This is a genomic window from Parahoeflea alexandrii, from assembly GCF_024105735.1.
Lineage (GTDB): Bacteria > Pseudomonadota > Alphaproteobacteria > Rhizobiales > Rhizobiaceae > Hoeflea > Hoeflea alexandrii.
The window spans coordinates 376,401-400,413 of record NZ_JAAAML010000002.1 but is presented as its reverse complement, the minus strand read 5'-3'; the positions used below and the strand labels follow the sequence as shown (position 1 = coordinate 400,413).

The following is a 24,013-nucleotide window of genomic DNA, read 5'->3' as shown; positions in this document are numbered from 1 at the left end:
ACGGTCATGCCGCTTCCCGGAACCGGTAGCCGACCCCGTAAAGGGTTTCGATCATGTCGAAGTCATCATCGACCATCTTGAACTTCTTGCGCAGCCGCTTGATGTGGCTGTCAATGGTGCGGTCATCAACATAGACCTGCTCGTCATAGGCGGCATCCATCAGCGCATCGCGGCTCTTGACCACGCCGGGACGCTGGGCCAGCGATTGCAAGATAAGGAATTCGGTCACGGTCAGGGTCACCGGCTCGTTCTTCCAGGTGCAGGTATGGCGCTCCTGATCCATGATCAGGTTGCCGCGCTCCAGCGACTTGGTCGGCGCCGCATCGGCCCGGCCCGGGGCTGCCGCAGCGGCTTCCCGGTTTGCCGCCCGGCGGAGCACGGCCTTGACCCGCTCGACAAGAAGACGCTGCGAGAACGGCTTGGTGATGAAGTCGTCGGCGCCCATCTTGAGACCAAACAGTTCATCGATCTCTTCATCCTTGGACGTCAGAAAGATGACCGGAACATCGGATTTCTGGCGCAGGCGGCGCAACAGTTCCATGCCGTCCATGCGCGGCATCTTGATGTCGAAAATGGCAAGCTGGGGAGGACGTGCCAGCAATCCATCCAGGGCAGAGGCACCATCGGTGTAGGTTTCAACACGATACCCTTCTGTTTCGAGTGCGATCGAAACCGAGGTAAGGATGTTGCGGTCGTCGTCGACGAGCGCGATTGTCTGCATGTCTGTCGTCTCCATCATGGTCTTGCACCTCTGGGAAGTGCCCCCGTTTTTCCGGACAAGCCGCTGTGAAGCGTCATTTCCGGATCCCGCCGCCACGTCCATGAGGATAAAGTGAGAACAAAATGTGGCACAGTTCCAAACCGGAGTCATTCCCTGAATGCGCACCGGGTAAACCGGCCACGGCAATTGAACCGATTTAAACAAGTCTGATTTTTTTTAAATCGATTAATACTCTGATTTCATTAATTAATCTTAGAATTACTTGTTGTTTTTTAAAATTCCACTCCCTATGGTCCGGCGAAATTTGAACCTGTCCCGCGCCAGAGTGAAAAGGAATCCGACATGAGTGAGGATTTGGGAGTACGTAATCCGTCGGCTGGAATCGACCTGTGTGGTCTGAACACCTCCGGCCTGGTGCGATATAACTGCCTCGAGGCGGAACTTGTCGAACTCGCCGTTGCGCGGGGCGAAGCAATCCTGACGGCACATGGCGCGCTTCGGGCGCTGACCGGCCAGCACACCGGCCGCTCCGCCAAGGACAAGTTCGTGGTTCGCGACGCCACCACCGACAGCCAGATCTGGTGGGACAACAACAAGCCGATGACGCCGGAAGCGTTCGACACGCTGCACGCCGACATGGTGGCGCATGCCAAGGACCTGGATCTGTTCGTTCAGGATCTGGTCGGCGGCGCCGACGAGGACAATGCCCTCAACTCGCGGGTCGTCACGGAGTATGCCTGGCATGCGCTGTTCATCCGCAATCTGCTGATCCGTCCGGATCGCGCGGATCTGACGGGGTTCATGCCCGAGCTGACCATCATCAACCTGCCGTCCTTCCGCGCCGACCCGGTACGTCACGGCTGTCGCACGGATACTGTGATCGCGGTCGACCTGGAACGCAGACTGGTTCTGATCGGTGGTACCTCCTATGCCGGCGAGATGAAGAAGTCGGTTTTCACCGCACTCAACTACCTGCTTCCCGCCAAGGGCGTGATGCCGATGCACTGCTCGGCCAATGTCGGCCCTGATGGCGATACCGCGGTGTTCTTCGGGCTTTCGGGAACCGGCAAGACCACGCTTTCGGCCGATCCGAAGCGCACCCTTATCGGCGATGACGAGCATGGCTGGGGCGAACACGGCGTGTTCAATTTCGAGGGCGGCTGCTACGCCAAGACCATCCGGCTGTCGCGCGAGGCGGAACCGGAAATCTTCGGTACTACCGAACGCTTCGGCACGGTTCTGGAAAATGTCATTCTCGACGAGAACCGGGTTCCGGATTTTGACGATGGATCGCTGACCGAGAACACACGCTGCGCTTACCCGCTGCACTTCATTCCGAATGCCAGCGACACAGGACGCTCGGGCCATCCGCTCAACATCATCATGCTGACGGCGGATGCCTTCGGCGTGATGCCGCCGATTGCGAAACTGACACCGGAACAGGCGATGTATCACTTCCTTTCCGGCTACACCGCAAAGGTGGCCGGCACCGAAAAAGGCGTCACCGAGCCGGAAGCCACGTTCTCGACCTGCTTCGGCGCGCCGTTCATGCCACGTCATCCGTCGGAGTATGGCGATCTGCTGCGGAAACTGATCAATGACAACAGCGTCAATTGCTGGCTGGTCAACACCGGCTGGACCGGCGGCGCCTATGGCGAAGGCCAGCGCATGCCGATCAAGGCCACGCGGGCGCTGCTCAGCGCGGCACTGGATGGCTCCATCGATGGCGCCGAGTACCGCACAGATGCCAATTTCGGGTTCGCCGTGCCGGTGGCTGTCGAAGGTGTCGACAGCACCATTCTGGACCCGCGGTCGACCTGGGCGGATCAGGCTGCCTACGACGCTGCAGCCAACCGTCTGGTCGGTATGTTCATCGAGAACTTCGCCAAGTTCGAGGATCATGTCGATGGTTCGGTGCTCGATGCAGCACCAGGCTTCAAGGCAGCAGCTGAATAAGCATTCAAACACTTCCTACGATCTTTGGCAGGCCCCGTTGACCCGACGGGGCCTGTCGCGCATTTTCCGCAGGTCCAACCCCGGAAGGAGCGTTCCGCCATGACCAGACCCGTCGAAACCGTTGCGCATTCGATTGCCCGGAAGACGGATGCGGAGATGCGGGCCGAGGCGCAGAGCTTTTTCGATCTCATGCAATCGCGCAGGACAGTCCGGGACTTTTCCGCCGATCCGGTGGACCCGGAGATCATCCGCCTTGCAGTCCGGGCAGCCGCGACCGCACCCTCGGGCGCCAATCAGCAGCCGTGGAGTTTCGTTGCCATCGGCGACCCGGATATCAAGCGAAAGATCAGGCTTGCAGCGGAGGAAGAGGAACGCGCCTTCTACCAGGGCCGGGCGGGCGAGGAGTGGCTGGGCGCCTTGGCGCATCTGGGTACCGATTCGGAGAAGCCGTTCCTGGAAACGGCGCCCTGGCTGATTGCCATCTTTGCGCAACGCTGGGGCGTGGATGCAGAGGGCCGCAAGGTCAAGCACTACTACGTGCCCGAATCGGTCTCGATCGCCATCGGGCTGCTGGTTGCCAGCCTGCATTCGGCCGGACTGGCAACGCTAACGCACACGCCCTCGCCGATGGGCTTCCTCAACCAGATCTGCGGCCGTCCGGACAACGAGAAGCCGCTGGTGCTGCTGGTGGTCGGCCATCCGGCTGAAGGGGCGAGGGTTCCGGCGATCAGCCGCAAGCCGGAGAACGAAGTGCTGTTCTGGAAGACCGCGCCATGAGCGCGGATCCGCTGCATGCAGCGCGCGATATCGTCATCGCCGGCTGGGAGCTTGGCGAGAGCTTTATCCGCGCCTCCGGTCCGGGCGGACAGAACGTCAACAAGGTGGCGACGGCGGTGCAGCTCCGGTTTGATATCCGCAACTCGCCGTCGCTTCCCGAAAGGGTCAAGAAGAACGCGCTGAAACTCGGTGGCAGCCGGGTTTCCAAAGACGGGGTCATCATCATCGAAGCCAACCGGTTCCGGACCCAGGAGCGCAATCGCGCCGACGCGCGGGCCCGGCTGGTCGAGCTGATCGACCAGGCCTCGGAGCCGCCGCCGCCGCCACGCCGGAAGACGCGACCAACCCGGGGATCGGTCGAACGCCGGCTTGCCGCCAAGACAGGCCGCGGCCAGATCAAGAAGGCCCGCGGCAAGGTTACCGAAGACTAGATTAGCGAAAGCTTTTGGTTGGCACATCAGAGCGCGCGTGGTTAAGTTGCGCACCATTCACTCGGGGAGACGACAACCAATGGGTATTTTCGATTTCATCAAGTCAGCAGGCAAGAAACTCGGGATCGGCGGCGATGATGATGCACCTGATGCCGATGCGGTGAAAAAAGAGCTGGATTCACACAAGCTCGGCACCGACAAGGTCGATGTAAAGGTCGAGGGCGACAAGATCGTGCTCTCCGGCGTGGTCGAAGACCAGTCGATCTTCGAGAAGGCGATTGTCGCAGTCGGTAACACGCTGGGCATTTCCAAGGTCGAGGCGTCCGAGCTCAAGGTGGTGATACCGGACTCCGGCCTGTCGCTGGGCAGCGCCGACATGACCGAACTGGTCAAGGCTTCGACCCCGGCAAAGGAGCCGAAGTTCCACACCGTCAAAAAGGGCGACAATCTCTGGAAGGTTGCCGAAGCCGCCTATGGCAAGGGCAAGGGTCCGAAATACACCGTGATCTTCGAAGCCAACAAGCCGATGCTGTCGGATCCCGACAAGATCTATCCGGGCCAAGTGCTGCGGATTCCGGATCTGGAAACCGCCTGAGACCGAAAACAGACCAAGAAGGCCCGCAATGCTCGTTCTGCCCAATGGGGTCCGCCATATTCCCGGCCATCTCGATCGGGACGAGCAGCAAAGCCTTCTCGAAGACATCCGGGCGGTAGTGGGCCAGGCGCCGCTCTACCGCCCGGAAATGCCGCGCAGCGGCAAGCCGTTCAGCGTCCGCATGACAAATTGCGGCGATCTGGGATGGGTGGCCGACAAGGCCAGTTACCGCTACCAGGACCGGCATCCGGTCACCGGCGCGCCATGGCCGCCGATTCCCGAGCGCCTGCTGAAACTCTGGGACGACCTGACCGGTTATCCTGGTCCGCCTCAGGCCTGCCTGGTGAATTTCTACCATACCAGCGCCCGCATGGGCCTTCACCAGGATCGCGACGAAAGCGATTTCTCCGCTCCGGTCCTGTCGATCTCGCTCGGCGATGCCTGCCTGTTTCGCATCGGGGGAACCGAAAGGCGGCAGCCGACCCGATCTTTCCGGCTGGAAAGCGGTGACGTGGTCATTCTGGGAGGCGAAAGCCGGCTGGCTTTCCATGGCGTCGACCGGATCTACCCGATGACCTCGACGCTGCTCAAGGATGGCGGACGCATCAACCTTACACTCAGACGGGTGACCGCAAGCTGAGCATCCGGTGTTTGCCAGGTTCGGGCTAAAGCTTGCGCAACGCCACCTGCTCGATGAGATGGTTGGGGGACTTGCGCAGGATCAGGTCGGCGCGCGGACGCGTGGGCAGGATGTTCTGGCGCAGGTTCTTCAGGTTGATGTTCTCCCACAGGCTCTCGGCGATGGCGCGCGCGGCGTCTTCCTTGATCGCGGCATAGCGGTGGAAGAAGGATTCAGGATCGCGGAAGGCGGTCTGCCTGAGGTTCATGAACCGGTCGACATACCATTTGTGGATGTCGACCTCCTCGGCATCGATATAGATCGAGAAATCGAAGAAATCAGACACGAAGGGGACGATCTTGCCGTCCTCGGGCAGATCGCGCACCTGCAGCACATTGATGCCCTCGAAAATCAGGATGTCCGGCCGGTCGATGGTGGTGAACTTGCCCGGCAGCACGTCATAGGTCAGGTGCGAATAGCACGGCGCCTTGACGCTGTGCTGTCCGGCCTTGATCTCCGAGAGAAAGCGCAGCACCGCGCCGACATCATAGCTTTCGGGAAAACCCTTGCGGTCCATGAGGTTTTCACGCCGCAGCACTTCATTGGGATAGAGAAAACCATCGGTGGTCACCAGGTCCACCTTCGGGCTCGACGGCCAGCGCTTGAGAAGCTCCGCCAGAACGCGTGCCGTGGTGGACTTGCCGACCGCCACAGAGCCGGCGATCCCGATGATGAACGGTGTCTTGGCCACATTGGAGAGATTGAGGAAGCGCTTGCGCTGCTCGAACAGCAGCTGCGAGGATTCCACGTGCGCTGACAACAGCCGCGACAATGACAGATAGATCCGCCGGACTTCATCGAGATTGACCGGATCGTTGAGCGAGCGCAGCCGCCGGACTTCGTCCTCGGTCAGGGTCATCGGCGTATCGGCGCGGAACTCGGCCCACTTGTCGGCCGTGAAAAACCGATAGGGCGAAAACTCGTCAGCCTTGAAATGGTCCAGGGCAGGGGGTTGGATAGTGGTCTGGTCCATATTCACTCCGCCGTGCGGCTTGCCTTCTCGCTAAGGCCTGACTGTACGGTCCGGCCTTCAAGCTCCGCCATCACCTCGCCAAGAGGTACATCTGCTACCTTTAGCACGACCATGAGGTGATACAGAAGATCAGCCGTTTCGCTGACCAGTTCATCACGGCCTTGCGCAGTTGCAGCGATAACGGTCTCGACCGCCTCCTCGCCCAGCTTCTTGGCAGCTTTCGGCATGCCGGCCGCAACCAGTTTCGCCGTCCAGGAGTTTGCGGGATCAGCCAGTGACCGTTCGGAGACTATCCGTTCAAGATCGGCGAGGGTGAAACTGCTCATTGCGGATGTGTCTCCTGGCGCATTGTCCCGGCAGGCAAGCCTAGTTCAGGCGCATGTCGAGCCCGGCATCGGCCATATACTGCTTGGCTTCGGAGATCGTATAGGTTCCGAAGTGGAAAATCGAGGCTGCGAGCACGGCGGTGGCATGGCCGTCACGGATGCCCTCGACCAGGTGCTCCAGATTGCCCACCCCACCGGAGGCGATGACAGGCACACGAACAGCATCGGCAATGGTGCGGGTCAGCGCAATATCATAGCCGGCTTTGGTTCCGTCGCGGTCCATCGAGGTGAGCAGAAGCTCGCCGGCGCCGCGCTCCACCATCTTCTCGGCGAAGGCGACGGCATCTATCCCGGTCGGCTCACGGCCGCCATGGGTGAAGATCTCCCAGCGATCGGCCTCACCAGGCGCCGAGACCTTCTTGGAATCGATGGAAACGACGATGCACTGGTTGCCGAACTTGTCGGCTGCTTCGGCGACGAAATCGGGGTTTTTGACCGCAGCCGAGTTGATCGAAACCTTGTCGGCGCCCGACAGCAGCAGTTTGCGTATGTCTGCCACGGTGCGAATGCCGCCGCCAACAGTGAGCGGCATGAAGCAATGCTCCGCCGTCTGGGCGACAACGTCGAAAATGGTGTCGCGATCGTCGGACGACGCGGTGATGTCGAGGAAGCAGAGCTCGTCGGCGCCCGCCGCATCATAGGCCTGGGCGGCCTCCACCGGATCGCCGGCATCGATCAGGTCGACGAAATTGACACCCTTGACGACTCGGCCGTCCTTCACATCCAGACAGGGGATGACGCGGGATTTCAGCATCGGACATCCGCCTTTCCGGATTGCGCGTCCTCGCGGCAAAGCCGCTGCGCGGCGCGCGGGCCGTCCTTCACATCCAGACAGGGAATGACACGGGATTTTAGGGTCACGAGCGGTCTTCCTCTTCAAACTTTGCCGGCTCTACGGTCAGCGTGCCGCCGAGGATGCCCAGCGCCTCTGCCGGGTCGATGCGGCCGTCATAGAGGGCACGGCCCGATATGGCGCCTTCCAGGCGCGCGGCATCGGGCATTTTCATGCGCACAATGTCGGCGATCGAGGCGAGACCGCCCGAGGCGATAACCGGAATCGAAACGGCACCGGCCAGCTCTATGGTCGATTCCCAGTTGATGCCGGTCAGGACGCCATCGCGGTCGATGTCGGTGTAGATGATGGCGGCAACGCCGGCCCCTTCAAATCGCTGCGCCAGTTCGATGACGCCGAGCTCGGAGGCTTCGGCCCAGCCCTCGACGGCAACCTTGCCGCCCTTGGCATCGATGCCAACGGCGACCTTGCCTGGAAACAATCTGCAGGCCTCACGCACCAGCTCGGGATCACGGACGGCAATGGTGCCGAGGATCACACGGGCCAGACCCTTGTCGAGCCAGGCCTCGATGTGGGCCAGGGTGCGAATGCCACCACCGAGCTGCACCGGATTCTTCGTCGCCTTCAGAATGGCCTCGACCGCAGCACCGTTGACCGACTGGCCTTCGAAGGCGCCGTTGAGATCGACCACGTGCAGCCATTCGAAACCCTGCTCCTCGAAGGCGCGCGCCTGGGCGGCAGGATCTTCATTGTAAACTGTCGCCGAGTCCATTTCACCCAGCTTGAGCCGGACGCACTGGCCGTCTTTCAGATCGATTGCGGGAAACAGGATCATGTCAGGGCTTCCATTTGAGGAAATTGGCGATCAGCGCAAGGCCGAGTGCCTGGCTCTTTTCCGGGTGGAACTGGGTGCCGGCCTTGTTGCCGCGCGCGACAGCAGCGGTCACCGGTCCGCCGTAATCGGTCACGGCAATCACGTCCTGCGGGTTGTTCGCCGCCAATTGATAGGAGTGAACGAAATAGGCGTGCAGCCCATCGGGGCCGGTCGGAATGCCGTCGAAGAGCGGGTGGGGCGTTTTCAGATCGAGCGTGTTCCAGCCGATCTGCGGGATTTTCAAAGCCGGATTCGAAGGCTTGATTTCGACCACGTCACCCGGGATCCAGTCGAAGCCTTCGGTCACCGTCTTTTCCAATCCGCGGGTCGACATGAGCTGCATGCCGACGCAGATCCCCAGGAAAGGCCGTGCCTTGTCCTCGACCGCGTGGCGCAAAGCCGCGTTCATGCCGTCAATCGCATCGAGCCCGGCACGGCAATCGGCGTAGGCGCCGACACCGGGAAGCACGACCCTGTCGGCGCTGGCGACATGATCCGCATCAGCACTGAGCGTGACAGTGGCTGCAACGCCGGCTTCGCGGGCCGCGCGTTCGAAAGCCTTGAGCGCCGAGCGCAGATTGCCCGACCCGTAATCGACTATGACAACCTGCATCAGGTTCAGTTCCTTTCAACCGGCACAAGACCGATGGAGCCGGTTTCCCTGCCGGCCTGACGAGCCGGTTTCCATGAGGGAAGAGCCGGTTTGACGCTTGCCGGCATTGCAGATCCCTGATCGGCTGCGGCTTGCGCTGCATGGATTTCGAAGGCCACTTCAGCATCATCGGTTTCAATCACGTCTACCAGACGCCAGCCGCGGCGCTGGAGTGCTGCCGCCCGCCAGTTGCGGCCTTCAAGCGCTGTTATCAGCGAAAGCGCCATATCGAGGCCGATCCCCAGAGCGGGCTGACCGGCAGAGCCGGCAAGGTAGGCCGCCACGACCATGACCAGGAAAGCCGCAAAAGCCTCAATCCACAACCGGTTGAACAGAAGCCAGATAACAGGCGCTATCAGCGCCCATGGTGCAAAGCGATCGGCGATCACCACCGAACGCTCGTCGGGTATCTGTGCACCGGGACTTGCCAGAACAAGATAGGCGGTCATTGCGGTTTTCTCCGATCAGCCAGGCCGAAACAGGCTCAGGCCAGCGACCCCTTGGTGGAAGGAATCCGGTCCTTCTGCCGCGGATCAACCTCGCATGCCACGCGCAACACGCGCGCGACTGCCTTGAAGCAGGTCTCGGCAATGTGATGGTTGTTGGCGCCATAAAGATTGCTGACATGCAGCGTGATGCCGCCATGCTGGGCCAGCGCCTGGAAGAACTCGCGAACCAGTTCGGTGTCAAAGGTGCCGATCTTGGGCGAGGTGAAGGTCACGTCCCAGACCAGAAACGGCCGACCGGAAATGTCGATGGCGGCGCGCGTCAGCGTCTCATCCATGGCCAGGTCAAGCGACGCGTAGCGATTGATGCCCTTGCGGTCGCCCAGCGCTTTGGCCAGCGCCTGGCCGATGGCGATGCCGGTGTCCTCGACCGTATGGTGATCGTCGATGTGCAGATCGCCCTTGGCCTTGATCTCCATATCGATCAGCGAATGGCGCGACAGCTGCTCGAGCATGTGATCAAAAAAACCAACACCGGTATGAATCGACCCGGTTCCATTGCCGTCCACGGACAGGGATACGGATATGTCGGTTTCGTTGGTCTTGCGGGCAACGGAAGCGCTGCGCGCGGTCTCGGTGTTGGCCATCGGTCGTCTCCGAACGCTATGATGATGCGCTCATTATCAGCCTGCAATGCAAATATCCAGAACGGCTTTCGCGATTGCGAAATGCAGGGCGCGGCTGAAGAAGGCGCAAAGGCGGATTTGCATTCGTTCCCCGGGCACTTACATAGGACTGACATCATCATAGTGCGGCCGGACGGGCCGCCTCCAGGAAAGGATGCCACATGGGCGAGCACAACCCCTTCGGCGACATGCACGCAACCACAATCATTACCGTGCGCAAGGGTTCGCAGGTGGTGATGGCCGGAGATGGCCAGGTCAGCCTTGGCCAGACGGTGATGAAAGGCAATGCGCGAAAGGTCCGCCGCATTGGCAAGGACAACAATGTGATCGCCGGTTTTGCCGGGGCCACGGCCGACGCCTTCACGCTTCTGGAACGGCTCGAGGCCAAGCTCGAGCAATATCCCGACCAGCTGACCCGGGCCGCGGTGGAACTTGCCAAGGACTGGCGCACCGACCGCTACCTCAGAAGACTCGAGGCGATGATGCTGGTGGCCGACAAGACGGTGACGCTGGCGATCACCGGCAATGGCGATGTGCTGGAGCCCGAACACGGCACCATGGCGATCGGCTCGGGCGGCAACTATGCCTACGCCGCCGCGCGGGCGCTGATGGACAGCGAGAAGAGCGCCGAGGAGATTGCGCGGCGCTCCATGGAGATCGCGGGGGACATCTGCGTCTACACCAATTCGAATATCGTGATCGAAACCCTTGAGCTCAATTGAAGCCGGCAGAATCGGCTTCCGGACTGTCACGCCGGATGACTATGCATTGCTGGAAGACTGGCTGAAGACGCCGCACTGGCGTGACTGGTGGGGCGAACCCGAAGCCGAAATCGGCTATATCCGCGACATGGTCGAGGACCGGGACACAACGCGTCCGTTCTTGTTCATGGTCGATGGAATGCCCGCAGGCTATATTCAGTACTGGTTTGTCGGCGATCATCTGGAAGAACCCTGGTTGACCAACGCGCCTTGGCTGGCGCAAGTCCCTGCGGACAGCATTGGCGTCGACATGAGTATCGGTGATGCGGCAAGACTGTCGCAGGGTCTGGGTTCGGCCGTGCTGAAGGCATTCACCGAGGGGCTCCGCGCGGAAGGCCACGGCACGATCGTCATCGATCCCGACGTTGCCAACAAGCGTGCAATTCGCGCCTACGAGAAGGCCGGGTTCAGGCCGCTGCTTGTTTCACGTGAATCACTGGATGGCACCGACACTCCCGTACTGATCATGGTACAGATGCCCGAGACCGCCCGGAAAACCAGCGAGACCACCCCATGATTGACAAAGCAACACTTGATCGTGCGGTCTCCGCCGGCATCCTCGATGCGGCACAGCGAACGGCACTTCTGGACCTCGCGGCCAGCGCCGGGCCTTCTGTAGCACTGGGCCCCACGTCCGACCGGTTGTCGGTCGATGACCAGATGCGGCTGGTCGGCGGCGGAAATGACATCTTCGTCACCGTCGGTATCGTGCTGCTGTTTTCAGGCGCGCTATTTGCACTTCAGGCCGTACTGCCGCCGGACAGCATGCTGCTGGCTGCGCTGCTCGCTGCAGGAAGCTGGGTCGTTGCCGAAATCGTCACGCGGCAGAAGCGGATGCGGCTTTCGAGCACCTTGCTGGCGCTGGTGTTCAGTGCGGCGGTCCTGACCCTGCTGATCGATTTCGTCGGTCAGCAATTCAGCCTGCCGGGAGCGATCAACGCGTTCTCCCTGCTGGCGCTGAGAGACGATGCGCTGCCGATCGGGCTTATCCTGGCGGGCGGTCTGATCGCGGCTTCGGCCGTCTATTTCATGCGCTTCAAGGTTCCGGTGCTTGCAGCCATTGTCGCGATTGCCGCGACCGGTCTCGCCTTTCTGGCCGCCGTTCTGGTCTACTACGAGCAGATGATCAACGGCAGCATAGCGGCGCCGGCACCGGACCAACTGGCGCAGGTGGTTTCAAACGCCCTGAGCATTCCGCTGGTTTGCGGGTTCGTGGTTTTCGCGGTAGCGGTTTTTCTCGATCTGCACGATCGCGAACGGCAGACGGTCTGGTCGGACTGCGCCTTCTGGCTGCATGTGGTTTCGGCGCCGTTGCTGGTGCACCCGCTGTTCATCCTCGCCACGGGACAGGACGTGCTTTCCGGCCGGATAGAACCGGGAATGAGCGCCAGCGTCATGCTCGGCCTGATGATCGCTGGCTTTGTGCTGGTGGCGCTCGCCATCGACCGTCGCTCGCTGCTTGCGCCAACGCTCGCGTATTTCGGTTCCGTCGGGATCTACTACCTGGTCAACAGTGCTGCCAACACCACCGGCATTCCGCCTTTTGCGCTGATTTTGTTGACCATCGGCGCCATCGTCATCCTGTTTGGAGCCGGTTGGCAGAGGATCCGGCGCTTGATTATCCGTCCTCTGCTTCCCACATCGCTCCTCGAGAGACTTCCCCCGATAAAGGCATGATTCCGACATGAGCAATTTCTCCCCACGTGAAACCGTCACCGAACTCGACCGCTTCATCATCGGTCAGAAGGATGCCAAGCGGGCTGTCGCCATCGCGCTCAGGAACCGCTGGCGGCGGCAGAAGCTCGAAGGGCTGTTGCGCGAAGAGGTGATGCCGAAGAACATCCTGATGATCGGACCGACCGGTGTCGGCAAGACCGAGATCTCGCGTCGGCTGGCGAAGCTGGCAGGCGCTCCCTTTGTCAAGGTGGAAGCAACCAAGTTCACCGAGGTCGGCTATGTCGGCCGCGACGTCGAGCAGATCATCCGTGACCTGGTGGAAGTCGGTATCTCGCTGGTGCGCGAGCGCAAACGCGAGGAAGTCCAGGCCAAGGCGAAACAGAATGCGGAAGAACGTGTTCTTGACGCCCTGGTCGGCGCCACGGCCTCTCCGGCGACGCGCGAGTCTTTCCGCAAGAAGCTGCGGGACGGGCTGCTGGACGACAAGGAAATCGAGATCGAAGTGGCCGACAGCTCGTCCGGCATGCCGCAATTCGAACTGCCTGGCATGCAGGGCGCAAATGTCGGCGTTCTCAACCTCGGCGACCTGTTCGGCAAGGCGATGGGTGGACGCACGCGCAAGATCAAGACGACGGTTCGGGAATCCCACGATTCGCTTCTGAATGACGAGTCCGACAAGCTGCTGGACATGGAGCAGGTCCACCAGGAGGCCCTGAAGTCCGCGCAAGATGACGGCATCGTGTTCATCGATGAAATCGACAAGATTGCATCCCGCGAGGGCGGAATGGGGGCAGGCGTTTCCCGCGAAGGCGTGCAGCGCGATCTGCTGCCGCTGGTGGAAGGCACGACGGTGGCAACAAAGTACGGGCCGGTGAAGACCGATCACATTTTGTTTATCGCGTCGGGCGCGTTCCATGTCTCAAAGCCGTCGGACCTTTTGCCGGAACTGCAGGGCCGCCTGCCGATCCGGGTCGAGTTGAGGGCGCTCGGCAAGGACGATTTCCGCCGGATCCTGACAGAGACCGAAGCCAGTTTGATCAAACAGTATGTGGCCTTGATGGCAACCGAGGACCTGACGCTGGAATTCACCGAGGACGCCATCGACGCCCTGGCAGAGGTTGCGGTGCATCTGAATGCGAGTATCGAGAACATCGGTGCGCGGCGGTTGCAGACGGTCATGGAACGGGTTCTCGACGAGATTTCTTTTACCGCGCCCGACCAGCCGGGCTCGACAATCACGATTGATTCAGACTATGTCCGGGAACATGTCGGCGACCTGGCGCAGAATACGGATCTGTCGCGTTTTATTCTCTGAACCGCGAATCTTCCAATCCGCGCTTGAAGCAATATGTAATTCTGTAAACGCGTTTGCGCCGAGATCAGGTTACGTACCGGAGAGGAGAATGATCGTGCCCAGCTGGCAGCTCAACACAGTGATGGCGACAGCAATCGCATTCACCATGAGCTTTGCCGTTGTGCCACAGGTCTATTCCGCCGAACTGGTTCCCAAGGGAAACCGCAACGCCCAGCAGCCGGACGTGCCCGGGGCCTCGAAACGCCGCACACAGGCAACCAAGTCGACCTTTGACGCGAAGTACGAGAAGATCCGCGACCTGATCGCCGATGATGACCGGTTGCGCCGGAAAATCCGGTCGGTATCGAAAGCCTACAAGATCGACCCAATCCATATCGTCGGCGCGCTGGTCGGCGAGCACACCTACAATGTCGATGCTTATGACCGGCTCCAAACCTATTACATCAAGGCAGTCTCCTATGCCGGTGAACGGTTTCGCTTCGAACATGGTGGTGAAAGCGTGCTGGACTTCGTAGCGCGGCCCGAATTCGAGGACTGTGACGAGAATTCCGGATCACTCGAACTCTGGACCTGCCGCGAGGAGGTCTGGGAAAAGGCCTACCGCGGCAAGAAGGTTGACGGGAAATCCTATCCCGACGATCGATTCGGCGCAGTTTTCTTCCAGCCGTTCTATGCCGGGCAGACCTTCGGCCTGGGTCAGCTCAACCCGCTGACCGCATTGATGCATACCGACCGGGTCAACAAGGTCTCGCGTTTGAGGAAACTCGACGCCGGCAAGGCTTCCGACGTCTACAAGGCAATCATGGAGCCGGATTCGACGCTCGCTTACATGGCGGCCTCGATCGCGGACTCGATCGACATCTACCGGGATATTACCGGCTATGACATCTCCGGAAACCCCGGACTGACTGCAACGCTCTACAATCTCGGCAACGTGTCGCGCAGGGCGCTTGCCCTGGCCGCTGACAATGAAAAGCGAAAGAAACGCGGCCTCAGGCCCAGGCCGCCAAGCGAAAACTACTATGGCTGGCTGGTCAACGAACACGAAGACGAGCTGCGGGAAATCATCGAACGCTGAATGCAGCGGATCGATTGCGTCGCAATCCATCCGGTTCTAGCGGCGATGCCTGTCTTTTGCCACGATCTGGTTTGCTCCATCGTTGCGCCCTTCGCTGGAGAGCCCGGCGCCGTCCATGAGCGCCTCGATCCGTTCAAGTGTCGCCACATCCAGCCTGTCGATAACCGCCGCCAGCTTGTTGGCAACTTCGGTGGCCTTGGGATCAAGGCCCGAGGTGTTGATGCTTACCCGGGGCCTGGACAGGCCGGCGAGCATCTGCAATTCCTCGGCTTCGTCCCAGATAATGTTGAAGTATCCGATCACTCGCTGAACGAATTCCCAACTCGGCTCGGAGCGATTTCCATGTTCCAGAGCTGACAGATAGGCCGGCGAGACACCGATCGCCTTTGCCATCTGGCGCTGGGTGATGCCGCGTTCGGCACGCAATCGCCGCACAGCCTGACCAAAGGGCGTCATCGTGCGATGCCCTTTTCGCGGCGCAGGCGAATGTAGAGCGCACCTTCGCCGCCGTGACTTCTGGCGGCTTCTTCATGGCCTGAGATCAGGAAACGGAACTCCGGCTTGCTCAACCACACCGGAACCGCCCGTTTGAGAGCGCCTTCGCTGCCGCGGGAAGCGCCCTTGCCGGTGATGACAAGCACATGGCGAAGACCTCTTTCGTGGGCACGCGCGAGAAAGCCAAACAGCAGGTTGTGGGCTTCGCTCTGAGTCAGGCCATGCAGATCGATGCGGCCATCGATGGGCAGGCGGCCGCGAGCCAGCTTGCGGATAACGGGTTTTTCGATCGGATGCGGCTGCTGACGGGGCGTCGGCGAGCGGGGGTTAGAGGAATCCACCTGTTTCGCCGGCCTCTCAGGTGTGGGTGGCGCCACGGATGGTGGTGCCTCGACCGCAAACCAGTCTTCCTCCACGATTTCCTTGCCGGGAAAGGCCTCGACCGTGCGTGCGATCCTGGCCCAGATGATACGATCCTCGTGGCTCAGCCTGGACTTGTCACTGCTCATGGCCGGCCTGCCGTGCGATTTCCGACCCGGCCGGTGCAAGAATGACAAACCGGGCAACAGCCTTGATTGATCCTGCTTTGTCACCGGCAGCAGATCCGCATCCGGCAAACAGATCGCCGCGTACCGGCCCTACAATCGCGGTGCCGGTGTCCTGGGCGATCATCAGCCGGGCGAATGGCCGCGGCTCGTCAAAATCCTGCAAACCGGTTGCGGAGACGAAGATCGGGGTTCCGAACGTGTGAATGCGGCGATCCACCGCGAGAGACCGGCCTGGCTCAAGCGGGACCTTGGCGGCGGCGACCGGTCCGAGATAAGGGTTTTCGACGTCCGCCTTCTCAAAGAAGATGAACGACCGGTTCTCCCACATCAACGCTTGTGCCAGCGACGGGTTGTCGGCGAGCCATTGTCGGATTGAAGCCATCGACACCGTGTCGGCAGGGACGGCACCGCGCTCGACCAGCAAGCCGCCTATGCCCGTAAAGGGATGGCCGCTCTTGGCGGCATAAGTGATCCGCTCGACCCTGCCATCGGCGTAGTTCAGCCGGGCGCAGCCCTGGATATGGGCAAAGAACACATCGACACTGGATTTCGCCCAGGCGATCTCGAGCCCTTCGCCGGCAAAGGCGCCGGATTCGATGGCTTGCCGGTCGGGACAGCATTTCATCCCGTCCGCATCCGCGATCATGAAAGCATGGCCCCGGGGGATACCGGCAGGCGGATTGTCCGGGTCCGGTACCTTGATCAGCTTGCCGGGTTTGCGAAGGAAAGGATATCGATAGCCGGATTCTGGGGCATCACTGACCGCCACCTGCGGCTCATAATAGCCAGTGACCAATCCGTCCGGATGCTCGAGCCTGATCTCAACCGGGCGGAACCAGGTTTCAAAGAAGGAGCGTGCTTCGGAATCGGATGGATAGCCGGATTCAGAGTTGGTGATCGAAAGTGCTGCTGCATAGGCAGGCGCGAAATCGGAATGGCAGAGACCAAGTGAACCGGTGCTATAGGGTCTGGTTTGTGTTGCATGCTCAGCCGAGCGGCGGAAGGCTGCGAATGCCGCTGCCTGACTGTCATCCGCCCAACCGGGAAGGGTCGAGAAGTCTTCCCGGTCAAGCGACAGTCCCATTACTGATCGGCTTCCGTCGCAATCAAACGCCAGTTGGGATCGCGCGACCGTGTGTCGCGGGCGAAGGTCCAGACATCATTGACGTCGGCCACCTCGACGAGATCGCCATCGATGACTTCGCCGTCCTTGTCGAGCGTCGCCGAGATCAGCTGGCTGATGATTCGCAGCGTGATGTTGGCTTCCGTACCCTTCATCTCGGCCTGAATGATTGCGGCCTTGTCTATGCCAACGAAATTGGAACGGACCGTTTCGCCGCGGGCTTCACGATCCTCTATGGCGGCGACAAAGCCTTCATAGACCTCACGTGACAGCAGCCCCTTAAGGGTCTTGCGGTCACCGTCCGCATAGGCTGTCACGATCATCTCGTAAGCTGTAGTGGCGCCGCCGACAAAATCCTTCGGCGCGAAGGAAGGATCAGCGGTAACCACTTCGCGCAAGCCCGCGTTCAGTTCGGTTCCCGGTTCGGCGTAAGCATCAACCGCGCCGAACATGTCCGGCTCGGCGTTCTCCCGGCCACGCCGCGGCAATGTTACAACTTTCGGATCGTCCAGCCCTTCGGACGCACTGGCCTCATCACGGCGGGCCATCTGATCCTGCGGCGGACGCTCGTGGCCGGTTCGCTTGCCCAGCACCGAGCGGAGCTGGATGAATATGATCACAGCCGCCACAAAAAAGAAGAACGTCACAAAATCAAAGGAACCCATTCCCGCCTTCTTTCGGTTACATCATCAATCAGGATGCATATAATCCCCTCAGGCCCATCAATCAAAGGGTCACGCCATTCTATTTGTCATCGGCTGAACAATCAGGCCGTTTTCTGCTTCGGACAAACCTCATGCGCTTCTCCCTGATCCCGTTTCTGCTGCTCGTGGTGCCACTGGCCGAGATTGCCGCCTTTGTCGTCATCGGCGGGCAGATCGGGGTGTGGGCTACACTTGGCATGGTGCTTCTGACGGCAATTATCGGCAGCCTTCTGCTCCGCTGGCAGGGCGTCGGCCTGTTCAACAGAATCAACACGGAATTGCGCGCAAATCGTGTTCCCGGACGTGAACTGGTCCATGGGGTGATGATCCTGATCGCCGGCGTGCTGCTGCTGACCCCCGGCTTCGTGACCGATTCGCTGGGCTTTCTGCTTTTCGTCCCCGGCATTCGCGATCTCGTCTGGCGTTCGGTGAAAGACCGGATCGTGGTCCAGAGCATGTCGGCCGGCTTTGACAGCAGAGCCAGAAGACCCCGGAAAGCAGACGGTGTCGTCGATCTTGACGAGGACGAGTTCCAGCGCCATCCGGATCCGTCATCGCCATGGTCCGAGGAGACCGATCGCTTGTCGAGGCCCGGCAAGCCGGACAGGGACGGCTCAAACGGGTTGTAAGCCCTGTGGCGAAATGCTAGCCCAATGCCGAACAATTTACCGGATTACCGCACTCGCGGATGAAAAACAGGGAAGAGCCAGATGGCAAAAGATACTACCGGCAAAGGCGGCGCAGCAGCAACGGAAGCACAGGGAAACGGACAGGCTCCGACCCTGAACATCCTGGCCCAATACATCAAGGATCTGTCGTTTGAAAATCCGGGCGCACCGAAGTCGCTCGGTCCACGCGAAAAAGCTCCCGACATCAACATCAACGTCAACGTCAATGCCAACCCGTTGAGCGAAACCGAATTCGACGTTGTGCTGACCATGAACGCCGAGGCCAAGAGCGGCGAAGCCGTGCTGTTCAATGTCGAGCTGACCTATGGCGGTGTCTTCCGGGTTGCCAATTTCCCGCAGGAACACATGCTGCCGCTGTTGTTCATCGAATGCCCGCGGATGCTGTTCCCGTTCGCGCGCCAGATCGTGGCCGATGCCACCCGCAATGGCGGGTTTCCGCCGCTCCTGGTCGATCCGATCGACTTTGCACAGATGTTCCAGCAGCGCATGGCGGAAGAAAACGCCAAGGCACAGGTTGCCAACAAGGCCAACTGAGACAACGGGCCACATACCGGCCACCATCAAAAACAAAGCCGCCTCCGGGCGGCTTTTTTCATGCCGACATGGTTCTGCAGGATCAGGCGTCGCCTGACACCCGTCGCCACAAGGCACTCTCGCCGATGCGCTCGACCAGCGCCGAATGGGCCTGAAGATCTGTGTCCGTCAGACGTGGGGCAAGCGGCCGCGGGCGTTGGCCGATCGCCACCACCTCTTCGTCAGTCTTTCTCTCTACGGTATTAGTGTCTTTGGCGGACAGGCCGAGAGCCGCCTGCCGGCCCCCCAGCATCTCGATATAGACGTCAGTCAGCAGTTCGGCATCCAGAAGTGCCCCGTGCTTGGTCCGGTGCGAATTGTCGATGCCATAGCGACGACAGAGCGCATCGAGGCTGTTGGGGCCCATCGGATGACGGCGGCGGGCGAGTGAGAGCGTATCGATCACCATGTCCGGGGCGACCGCGGGAATCCCCACCCTCTGATACTCGGCATTGATAAAGCCGATGTCGAAGGAGGCATTGTGGGCCACATAGCGCGCTCCTTCAAAGAACGAGAGGATTTCGTCCGCGACATCCGCAAAAAGCGGCTTGTCGGCCAGAAAGGCATCGGTGATGCCATGAACTGCGAGGGCATCGGGATGTACCTTGCGGCCATCGGGATTGATGAAGAGATGCAGTGTTCGCCCTGTCGGGAACTGGTTCTCGAGTTCGATACAGCCGATTTCGATGATCCTGTCAGCCTGGTCTTCCAGTCCGGTGGTTTCGGTGTCGAAGATGATCTCGCGCATGGTCTTCACCCTTTCTTGCTGGCAGCAGTAAGCTCGGCAACAATATCGTTGACCTGTGCCCGGGCTGCTTCCAGACCCTGACCGGTGTCGATCACGTAATCGGCGCGGGCTCGTTTTTCGGCGTCCGGGGTCTGCCTTGACAATATTGCCTCGAATTTCTCCGCGGTCATGTCCGGTCTGGCCATGACCCGCTGGCGCTGGATCTCCGGCGCACAACTGACGACAATGACTGTGTCGACGCGGTCAGTCGATCCGGTTTCAAAGAGCAGTGGAATGTCAAGGAGCACCAGGGTTTCGCCCCGGTCTGCGGCCTCGTCGACAAACTGTTTTTCGCGCGCGCGCACCAGCGGATGGATGATCGCCTCAAGACGGGCAAAACCCTCTGGCGCCGCCATCAGCTTCGCGGAAAGAGCCTGGCGATCGACCACCCCGCCGGTTGTCGTGCCGGGAAAGGCCGCCTCGATGAGGGGGGCGGCCTCGGCACTGTAGAGATCATGGACGATCTCGTCGGCGCTGATGACTGGAACTCCGAGTGATTTGAACATCTCGGAGGTGGTCGATTTTCCCATGCCGATCGAGCCGGTCAGGCCGATGATGATCATGTGTGCGCCTCCATGTCGGCAATGATCAGCCGGCGCAAGTCCGGCGTAACCTCCGGTCGTGTTCCGAACCACTTCTCGAAACCGGGCGCTGCCTGGTGAAGCAGCATTCCCAACCCGTCGACCGTTTTCAGACCCTGCCGCCTTGCCATGGCCAGGATTGGCGTTTCGAGCGGAACATAGACGATATCGGTGACCAGCGCCTGCGGGTTCATGACGGTGAAATCAATCTCCGGCACCGCGTTTCCGTCCATGCCGAGAGATGTTGTGTTGACGAACAGGTCTGCCCCGCGAAGAAGAACTGGAAGCTCTGCCATGGCGTGGGCTTGAAGTCGGGGGCCAAATGCTTCGACCAGAGCACGGGCTCTTGTCTCGGTGCGGTTGACGACATGAACTGTGCTGAAGCCGCGCGACAGCAGCGCATGAATGATGGCGCGGCTTGCTCCGCCGGCACCCAGGATCACCGCAGTCCGTCCCGTATCCCATCCGGATGCCTGATGATCGAGATTGGCGGAAAACCCGTGCGAATCGGTATTCGTGGCCATGACCCGCCCGTTCTCGCACCAAAGCGTGTTTGCGGCTCCGATCTCCCGGGCGACGGGATCAGCCTCATCGACAAGATCCAGAACAGCTTCCTTGTGGGGGATGGTCACATTGCCGCCGGCAAAACCGGAAGATCCATCCTTCAAGGCACGAATGAAGACAGGCAGCTCGGCCGGTGCCACCTCGACAGGCTGGTAACTGCCCGGAAGACCGGCCAGCCTGAGCCAGTATCCATGGATCAGCGGAGAGCGGGAATGACCGATCGGATGCCCGATGACGAAAGCACGGGTTGGATTGCTTTCAGACTCAGCCATCAATGGCTTCCAGATCCCTGAGCTTTGCCAGGAGCGGCAGAAGCGGCAGACCAATGATGGCAAAATAGTCGCCCTCGATCCGCTCGAACAACTGGATGCCTTCACCTTCAAACTGGTAGGCACCGACCGAGGAAAGCGCCCTGTCTCCGACATTGGCCAGGTGACGCCCGACGAAGCCGGGATCCAGATCACGCATGGTCATCTGCGCGATCGACATGTGGCGCCAGAGTGTTTCGCCGTCCCTTGCCAGCACGATGGCGCTGTTGAGTTCGTGGGTCTTGCCCGAAAGCTTGAGAAGCCGGCGGCGGGCTTCATCCATGCTTGCGGGCTTGTGGAAGATGTCGCCTCCCAGCGACAGGGTCTGGTCGGAGCCGATCACGAGGGCGCCGGGGTGGCGGCCCGATACATCCTGTGCCTTGGCCTCAGCCAGGATCAATGCCACATCGTCCGGATCCAGGCCTTCGATGGTGTCCTCGACCGCCCGTTCATCTATCTGCGCAGGTTCGGCATCAAAATGGAGCCCGGCGTTTTCGAGAAGGGTCTTTCGAAATGGGCTCGCCGAAGCAAGAACGAGGCGCGGCGGCATGGAGGTCTCCTTTGTCGAAGCGGGTCGCGGACCCAAAGGGGGTTAACGCCACTTCGGGCGCAAGGCAAGAATGGCCGCTGCGGTCTCCTCGATAGACCGCCGGGTCACATCTATGACCGGCCAGCCGTGCCGCTCGCACAGGGATCTGGCGTATTTGAGTTCTTCGCTGATCAGGGAGCGGTCGGTGTAGTGCTCGCCCTGATATCCGGTGGTTGCGCCGAGAATCCGGTTTTGACGGACCTGTGCGATCCTGTCGACGGAAGCAATGAGCCCGACAACGACAGGCCTTGTCGCCTTGATCAGGTCTTGGGGTAGCGGAACGCCATGGACGATCGGGATATTGGCTGTCTTGATACCGCGGTTGGCGAGGTAGATGCTCGTCGGCGTCTTCGAGGTCCGGCTGATCCCGAGAATGACCAGATCCGCCTCGTTGAAATCGGCCGGCAGCTGGCCGTCGTCATGGTCCAGGGTGAAATTCAGCGCATCGATGCGTTTGAAGTATTCCTCTCCCATATCGTGCTGGGCGCCGACACGACGGCGGGAGGGCGCACCAAGATAGGACTGGAAGACATTGATCACCGGCTCCAGCACCGACACGCTGGGAAGCCCCATGTCCCGGCATTTGAGCTCAATGATCGATGCCAGTTCGGTGTCTACGATGGTGTAGAGGACGATTCCCGGAGCACCATCTATGGCATCGAGGACCGCGAACAACTGTTTGCGGGTGCGGATCAGCGGGTAGACATGCTCGAGCGCCTGGGCCCCCTGGAACTGGGCGGCGGCAGCCCGGCCTGCGGCCATCAGCGTTTCGCCGGTCGAATCGGAGATCAAATGCAGATGGAAATAGTTTTTGGTCTGCTCCACAATATTCTCCGCAGGGTGTTGATAAACCGGGACAAGTCCGAAGTAGGTCGCCGGGGCTTCTCATTGCAAGGGATAAACCACCAGTTTGTCCACAATGGCGATCTCCGGGAGAGTTTCGGCAGGGGTGAGTTGAACAACAGGGAAAAATGTGCCGGCATCGGCGTTAAGGAAATTCGAAGTATCGTGCAGGGGATTGGAATCACGCGGCGAATCCGTCTCCGGCAAATCTGAATTCGAAATCGGATTGGCCTTCAAGGCCGTCCTTGCTTATATGGACAAGCTGTGGATGAAGTGTGGATAACGGCGAATCCCCGTAAAACACAGAGTCTAAGAATCAGAATCCTTTTCAATAAGGATTTATTTAAGGGAAGTGGTGGATGACAAAAACCGGTGATCGTAAAGTCATGAAGGTGCTGGGCGGTGAAAGCGTCTTCCCTCCACCGGTGTGGCTGATGCGGCAGGCAGGGAGATATCTGCCGGAGTATCGAGCAACCAGATCGAAGGCCAAGGGCTTTCTCGACCTTTGCTACACACCGGACCTGGCTGTCGAGGTCACCTTGCAACCGATCAGACGGTTTGGTTTTGATGCCGCCATCCTGTTTTCCGACATTCTTGTCATTCCTGATGCGCTTGACCGGAATGTACGGTTTGTCGAAGGCACGGGGCCATTGATGGATCCGATTGCACCGGAAGCCATTGCATCGCTTGATGCCTCGAACATTCACACGCACCTTGCGCCGGTCTATGAGACGGTGCGCAGGCTGAGAGCGGAACTGCCAGCCGAGACGACGCTACTCGGTTTCTGCGGGGCTCCCTGGACGGTGGCGACCTACATGATCGCCGGGCATGGGACGCCTGACCAGGCGCCGGCGCGATTGTTTGCCATGCAGCATCCGGAAGCCTTCATGTCCCTTCTCACATTGCTGTCGGATATGTCGGCCGATTACCTGATCGCGCAGATCGATGCTGGGGCGGATGCGGTCCAGATCTTCGACTCCTGGGCGGGAGTGCTGTCGGAAACGGATTTTGCGCGCTATTCGATCGGTCCGGTGAAACACATGGTCGACCGGATCCGCCGTGAACGCCCGGGGGTTCCGATCATCGGATTTGCCAAGGGAGCTGGCGCACTTCTGGAAACCTATCGGGCTGCCACCGGCGTCGATTGTGTCGGTCTCGACTGGACGGTGCCGTCCAAGCTGGCGCGGCAGATCCAGCAGGGTGGTGCTGTGCAGGGTAATCTTGATCCGCTGCGCATGGTGGCAGGCGGCACTGCGCTGGATGAAGGCATCGACGAAGTGCTCGATACGCTTGGCAAAGGTCCGCTGATCTTCAATCTGGGCCATGGAATCACGCCGCAAGCCGATCCCGAGAACGTCACCCGGTTGATGAACCGGATCCGGGGCGCCGCAGGCCGGTGAACGAGCAAC

The 24,013-nt window shown here is 60.4% G+C and carries 31 protein-coding genes; 13 read left to right on the top strand and 18 right to left on the bottom strand.

Translation table 11 applies throughout. From position 1 onward, the window contains the following. Positions 1–4: 4 nt before the first annotated feature. Positions 5–721, bottom strand: coding sequence for a response regulator transcription factor (locus tag GTW23_RS11720; RefSeq protein WP_252916314.1), 717 nt, complete (start codon positions 719–721; stop codon positions 5–7). Between the two features lie 342 nt (positions 722–1,063). Between GTW23_RS11720 and GTW23_RS11715 the strand changes: the two genes are divergently transcribed. The 5 genes from GTW23_RS11715 (at position 1,064) to GTW23_RS11695 (ending at position 5,120) form a co-directional block, all read left to right on the top strand. Beyond that, positions 1,064–2,677 (top strand): phosphoenolpyruvate carboxykinase, encoded by a 1,614-nt coding sequence (locus GTW23_RS11715; protein WP_252915901.1) that lies wholly within the window; start codon positions 1,064–1,066, stop codon positions 2,675–2,677. 99 nt (positions 2,678–2,776) lie between these two features. Next, positions 2,777–3,454 carry a nitroreductase family protein gene (locus tag GTW23_RS11710; RefSeq protein WP_152011018.1) on the top strand — a complete coding sequence of 226 codons (678 nt, stop codon included), beginning with the start codon at positions 2,777–2,779 and terminating at the stop codon, positions 3,452–3,454. Further along, complete coding sequence (arfB, locus tag GTW23_RS11705) at positions 3,451–3,885, top strand: alternative ribosome rescue aminoacyl-tRNA hydrolase ArfB (protein WP_152011019.1); 435 nt, start codon at positions 3,451–3,453, stop codon at positions 3,883–3,885. Before GTW23_RS11710 ends, arfB begins: the two co-directional genes overlap by 4 nt. 79 nt (positions 3,886–3,964) lie before the next feature. Beyond that, positions 3,965–4,480 (top strand): peptidoglycan-binding protein LysM, encoded by a 516-nt coding sequence (gene lysM, locus GTW23_RS11700; RefSeq protein ID WP_152011020.1) that lies wholly within the window; start codon positions 3,965–3,967, stop codon positions 4,478–4,480. A gap of 28 nt (positions 4,481–4,508) precedes the next feature. Beyond that, a complete protein-coding gene (locus GTW23_RS11695; RefSeq protein WP_252915900.1) occupies positions 4,509–5,120 on the top strand; it encodes an alpha-ketoglutarate-dependent dioxygenase AlkB family protein in 612 nt (203 codons plus the stop codon). 25 nt (positions 5,121–5,145) lie between these two features. Here GTW23_RS11695 and coaA read toward each other — a convergent pair whose 3' ends face one another. From coaA to hisB, 7 genes are all read right to left on the bottom strand, one after another. After that, positions 5,146–6,132 (bottom strand): type I pantothenate kinase, encoded by a 987-nt coding sequence (gene coaA / locus GTW23_RS11690; RefSeq protein WP_252915899.1) that lies wholly within the window; start codon positions 6,130–6,132, stop codon positions 5,146–5,148. 2 nt (positions 6,133–6,134) lie between these two features. Beyond that, a complete protein-coding gene (locus GTW23_RS11685; RefSeq protein WP_152011023.1) occupies positions 6,135–6,458 on the bottom strand; it encodes a phosphoribosyl-ATP diphosphatase in 324 nt (107 codons plus the stop codon). 40 nt (positions 6,459–6,498) lie between these two features. Further along, complete coding sequence (hisF, locus tag GTW23_RS11680) at positions 6,499–7,272, bottom strand: imidazole glycerol phosphate synthase subunit HisF (RefSeq protein WP_152011024.1); 774 nt, start codon at positions 7,270–7,272, stop codon at positions 6,499–6,501. Positions 7,273–7,375: 103 nt separating this feature from the next. Beyond that, positions 7,376–8,146, bottom strand: coding sequence for a 1-(5-phosphoribosyl)-5-[(5-phosphoribosylamino)methylideneamino]imidazole-4-carboxamide isomerase (gene hisA, locus GTW23_RS11675; RefSeq protein ID WP_252915898.1), 771 nt, complete (start codon positions 8,144–8,146; stop codon positions 7,376–7,378). A 1-nt stretch (position 8,147) separates the two neighbouring features. After that, on the bottom strand, positions 8,148–8,798 hold the full coding sequence (hisH, locus tag GTW23_RS11670) for an imidazole glycerol phosphate synthase subunit HisH (protein WP_252915897.1): 651 nt from the start codon (positions 8,796–8,798) through the stop codon (positions 8,148–8,150). Positions 8,799–8,803: 5 nt separating this feature from the next. After that, on the bottom strand, positions 8,804–9,286 hold the full coding sequence (locus GTW23_RS11665; protein WP_152011027.1) for a DUF2628 domain-containing protein: 483 nt from the start codon (positions 9,284–9,286) through the stop codon (positions 8,804–8,806). Between the two features lie 35 nt (positions 9,287–9,321). Continuing rightward, the gene (gene hisB / locus GTW23_RS11660; RefSeq protein ID WP_152011028.1) at positions 9,322–9,930 is read right to left on the bottom strand and encodes an imidazoleglycerol-phosphate dehydratase HisB; all 609 of its coding nucleotides are present in this window, start codon (positions 9,928–9,930) and stop codon (positions 9,322–9,324) included. A gap of 200 nt (positions 9,931–10,130) precedes the next feature. Here hisB and hslV point away from each other — a divergent pair, with 200 nt between their 5' ends. The 5 genes from hslV to GTW23_RS11635 all read left to right on the top strand — a co-directional run bounded on the left by hslV (position 10,131) and on the right by GTW23_RS11635 (position 14,800). Beyond that, positions 10,131–10,691: an ATP-dependent protease subunit HslV gene (hslV, locus tag GTW23_RS11655; RefSeq protein ID WP_252915896.1), complete on the top strand. Its 561-nt coding sequence runs from the start codon at positions 10,131–10,133 to the stop codon at positions 10,689–10,691. Further along, the gene (locus GTW23_RS11650; protein ID WP_252915895.1) at positions 10,678–11,247 is read left to right on the top strand and encodes a GNAT family N-acetyltransferase; all 570 of its coding nucleotides are present in this window, start codon (positions 10,678–10,680) and stop codon (positions 11,245–11,247) included. Before hslV ends, GTW23_RS11650 begins: the two co-directional genes overlap by 14 nt. Beyond that, positions 11,244–12,407 carry a hypothetical protein gene (locus GTW23_RS11645; RefSeq protein ID WP_252915894.1) on the top strand — a complete coding sequence of 388 codons (1,164 nt, stop codon included), beginning with the start codon at positions 11,244–11,246 and terminating at the stop codon, positions 12,405–12,407. The genes GTW23_RS11650 and GTW23_RS11645 overlap by 4 nt, the downstream gene beginning before the upstream one ends. 7 nt (positions 12,408–12,414) lie before the next feature. Further along, positions 12,415–13,722: an ATP-dependent protease ATPase subunit HslU gene (gene hslU, locus GTW23_RS11640; protein ID WP_152011031.1), complete on the top strand. Its 1,308-nt coding sequence runs from the start codon at positions 12,415–12,417 to the stop codon at positions 13,720–13,722. 121 nt (positions 13,723–13,843) lie between these two features. Beyond that, positions 13,844–14,800, top strand: a complete 957-nt coding sequence (locus tag GTW23_RS11635; protein WP_252916313.1) for a DUF1402 family protein — start codon at positions 13,844–13,846, stop codon at positions 14,798–14,800. 36 nt (positions 14,801–14,836) lie between these two features. Here the strand turns inward: GTW23_RS11635 and GTW23_RS11630 are convergent, their stop codons facing one another. From GTW23_RS11630 to GTW23_RS11615, 4 genes are read right to left on the bottom strand one after another with little or no spacing between them, the layout of a single operon-like run. Further along, complete coding sequence (locus tag GTW23_RS11630; protein WP_252915893.1) at positions 14,837–15,256, bottom strand: helix-turn-helix domain-containing protein; 420 nt, start codon at positions 15,254–15,256, stop codon at positions 14,837–14,839. Beyond that, the gene (locus GTW23_RS11625) at positions 15,253–15,804 is read right to left on the bottom strand and encodes a Smr/MutS family protein (RefSeq protein ID WP_152011034.1); all 552 of its coding nucleotides are present in this window, start codon (positions 15,802–15,804) and stop codon (positions 15,253–15,255) included. Before GTW23_RS11625 ends, GTW23_RS11630 begins: the two co-directional genes overlap by 4 nt. Then, positions 15,794–16,927, bottom strand: a complete 1,134-nt coding sequence (mltA, locus tag GTW23_RS11620; RefSeq protein ID WP_252915892.1) for a murein transglycosylase A — start codon at positions 16,925–16,927, stop codon at positions 15,794–15,796. The genes GTW23_RS11625 and mltA overlap by 11 nt, the downstream gene beginning before the upstream one ends. Then, the gene (locus GTW23_RS11615; protein WP_152011036.1) at positions 16,927–17,631 is read right to left on the bottom strand and encodes a Tim44/TimA family putative adaptor protein; all 705 of its coding nucleotides are present in this window, start codon (positions 17,629–17,631) and stop codon (positions 16,927–16,929) included. Before GTW23_RS11615 ends, mltA begins: the two co-directional genes overlap by 1 nt. Before the next feature lie 131 nt (positions 17,632–17,762). Here GTW23_RS11615 and GTW23_RS11610 point away from each other — a divergent pair, with 131 nt between their 5' ends. After that, complete coding sequence (locus GTW23_RS11610; RefSeq protein ID WP_252915891.1) at positions 17,763–18,299, top strand: FxsA family protein; 537 nt, start codon at positions 17,763–17,765, stop codon at positions 18,297–18,299. A gap of 81 nt (positions 18,300–18,380) precedes the next feature. Then, positions 18,381–18,893 carry a protein-export chaperone SecB gene (gene secB / locus GTW23_RS11605; RefSeq protein WP_152011038.1) on the top strand — a complete coding sequence of 171 codons (513 nt, stop codon included), beginning with the start codon at positions 18,381–18,383 and terminating at the stop codon, positions 18,891–18,893. 82 nt (positions 18,894–18,975) lie between these two features. Here secB and dnaQ read toward each other — a convergent pair whose 3' ends face one another. Genes dnaQ through GTW23_RS11575 form a run of 6 tightly spaced genes read right to left on the bottom strand, consistent with a single transcriptional unit; the run spans position 18,976 to position 22,841 of the window. Beyond that, positions 18,976–19,680 carry a DNA polymerase III subunit epsilon gene (dnaQ, locus tag GTW23_RS11600; RefSeq protein WP_252915890.1) on the bottom strand — a complete coding sequence of 235 codons (705 nt, stop codon included), beginning with the start codon at positions 19,678–19,680 and terminating at the stop codon, positions 18,976–18,978. Positions 19,681–19,685: 5 nt separating this feature from the next. Next, positions 19,686–20,282 carry a dephospho-CoA kinase gene (coaE, locus tag GTW23_RS11595; protein WP_252915889.1) on the bottom strand — a complete coding sequence of 199 codons (597 nt, stop codon included), beginning with the start codon at positions 20,280–20,282 and terminating at the stop codon, positions 19,686–19,688. Further along, complete coding sequence (locus GTW23_RS11590) at positions 20,279–21,136, bottom strand: shikimate dehydrogenase (protein ID WP_252915888.1); 858 nt, start codon at positions 21,134–21,136, stop codon at positions 20,279–20,281. Before GTW23_RS11590 ends, coaE begins: the two co-directional genes overlap by 4 nt. Further along, a complete protein-coding gene (locus GTW23_RS11585; protein WP_252915887.1) occupies positions 21,129–21,722 on the bottom strand; it encodes a Maf-like protein in 594 nt (197 codons plus the stop codon). Before GTW23_RS11585 ends, GTW23_RS11590 begins: the two co-directional genes overlap by 8 nt. Positions 21,723–21,764: 42 nt before the next feature. After that, positions 21,765–22,586 carry a pyruvate, water dikinase regulatory protein gene (locus GTW23_RS11580; RefSeq protein ID WP_252915886.1) on the bottom strand — a complete coding sequence of 274 codons (822 nt, stop codon included), beginning with the start codon at positions 22,584–22,586 and terminating at the stop codon, positions 21,765–21,767. Positions 22,587–22,646: 60 nt separating this feature from the next. Then, a complete protein-coding gene (locus GTW23_RS11575; protein WP_252915885.1) occupies positions 22,647–22,841 on the bottom strand; it encodes a hypothetical protein in 195 nt (64 codons plus the stop codon). Between the two features lie 122 nt (positions 22,842–22,963). Here GTW23_RS11575 and hemE point away from each other — a divergent pair, with 122 nt between their 5' ends. Beyond that, positions 22,964–24,004: a uroporphyrinogen decarboxylase gene (gene hemE, locus GTW23_RS11570; protein WP_252915884.1), complete on the top strand. Its 1,041-nt coding sequence runs from the start codon at positions 22,964–22,966 to the stop codon at positions 24,002–24,004. Positions 24,005–24,013: the final 9 nt, after the last annotated feature.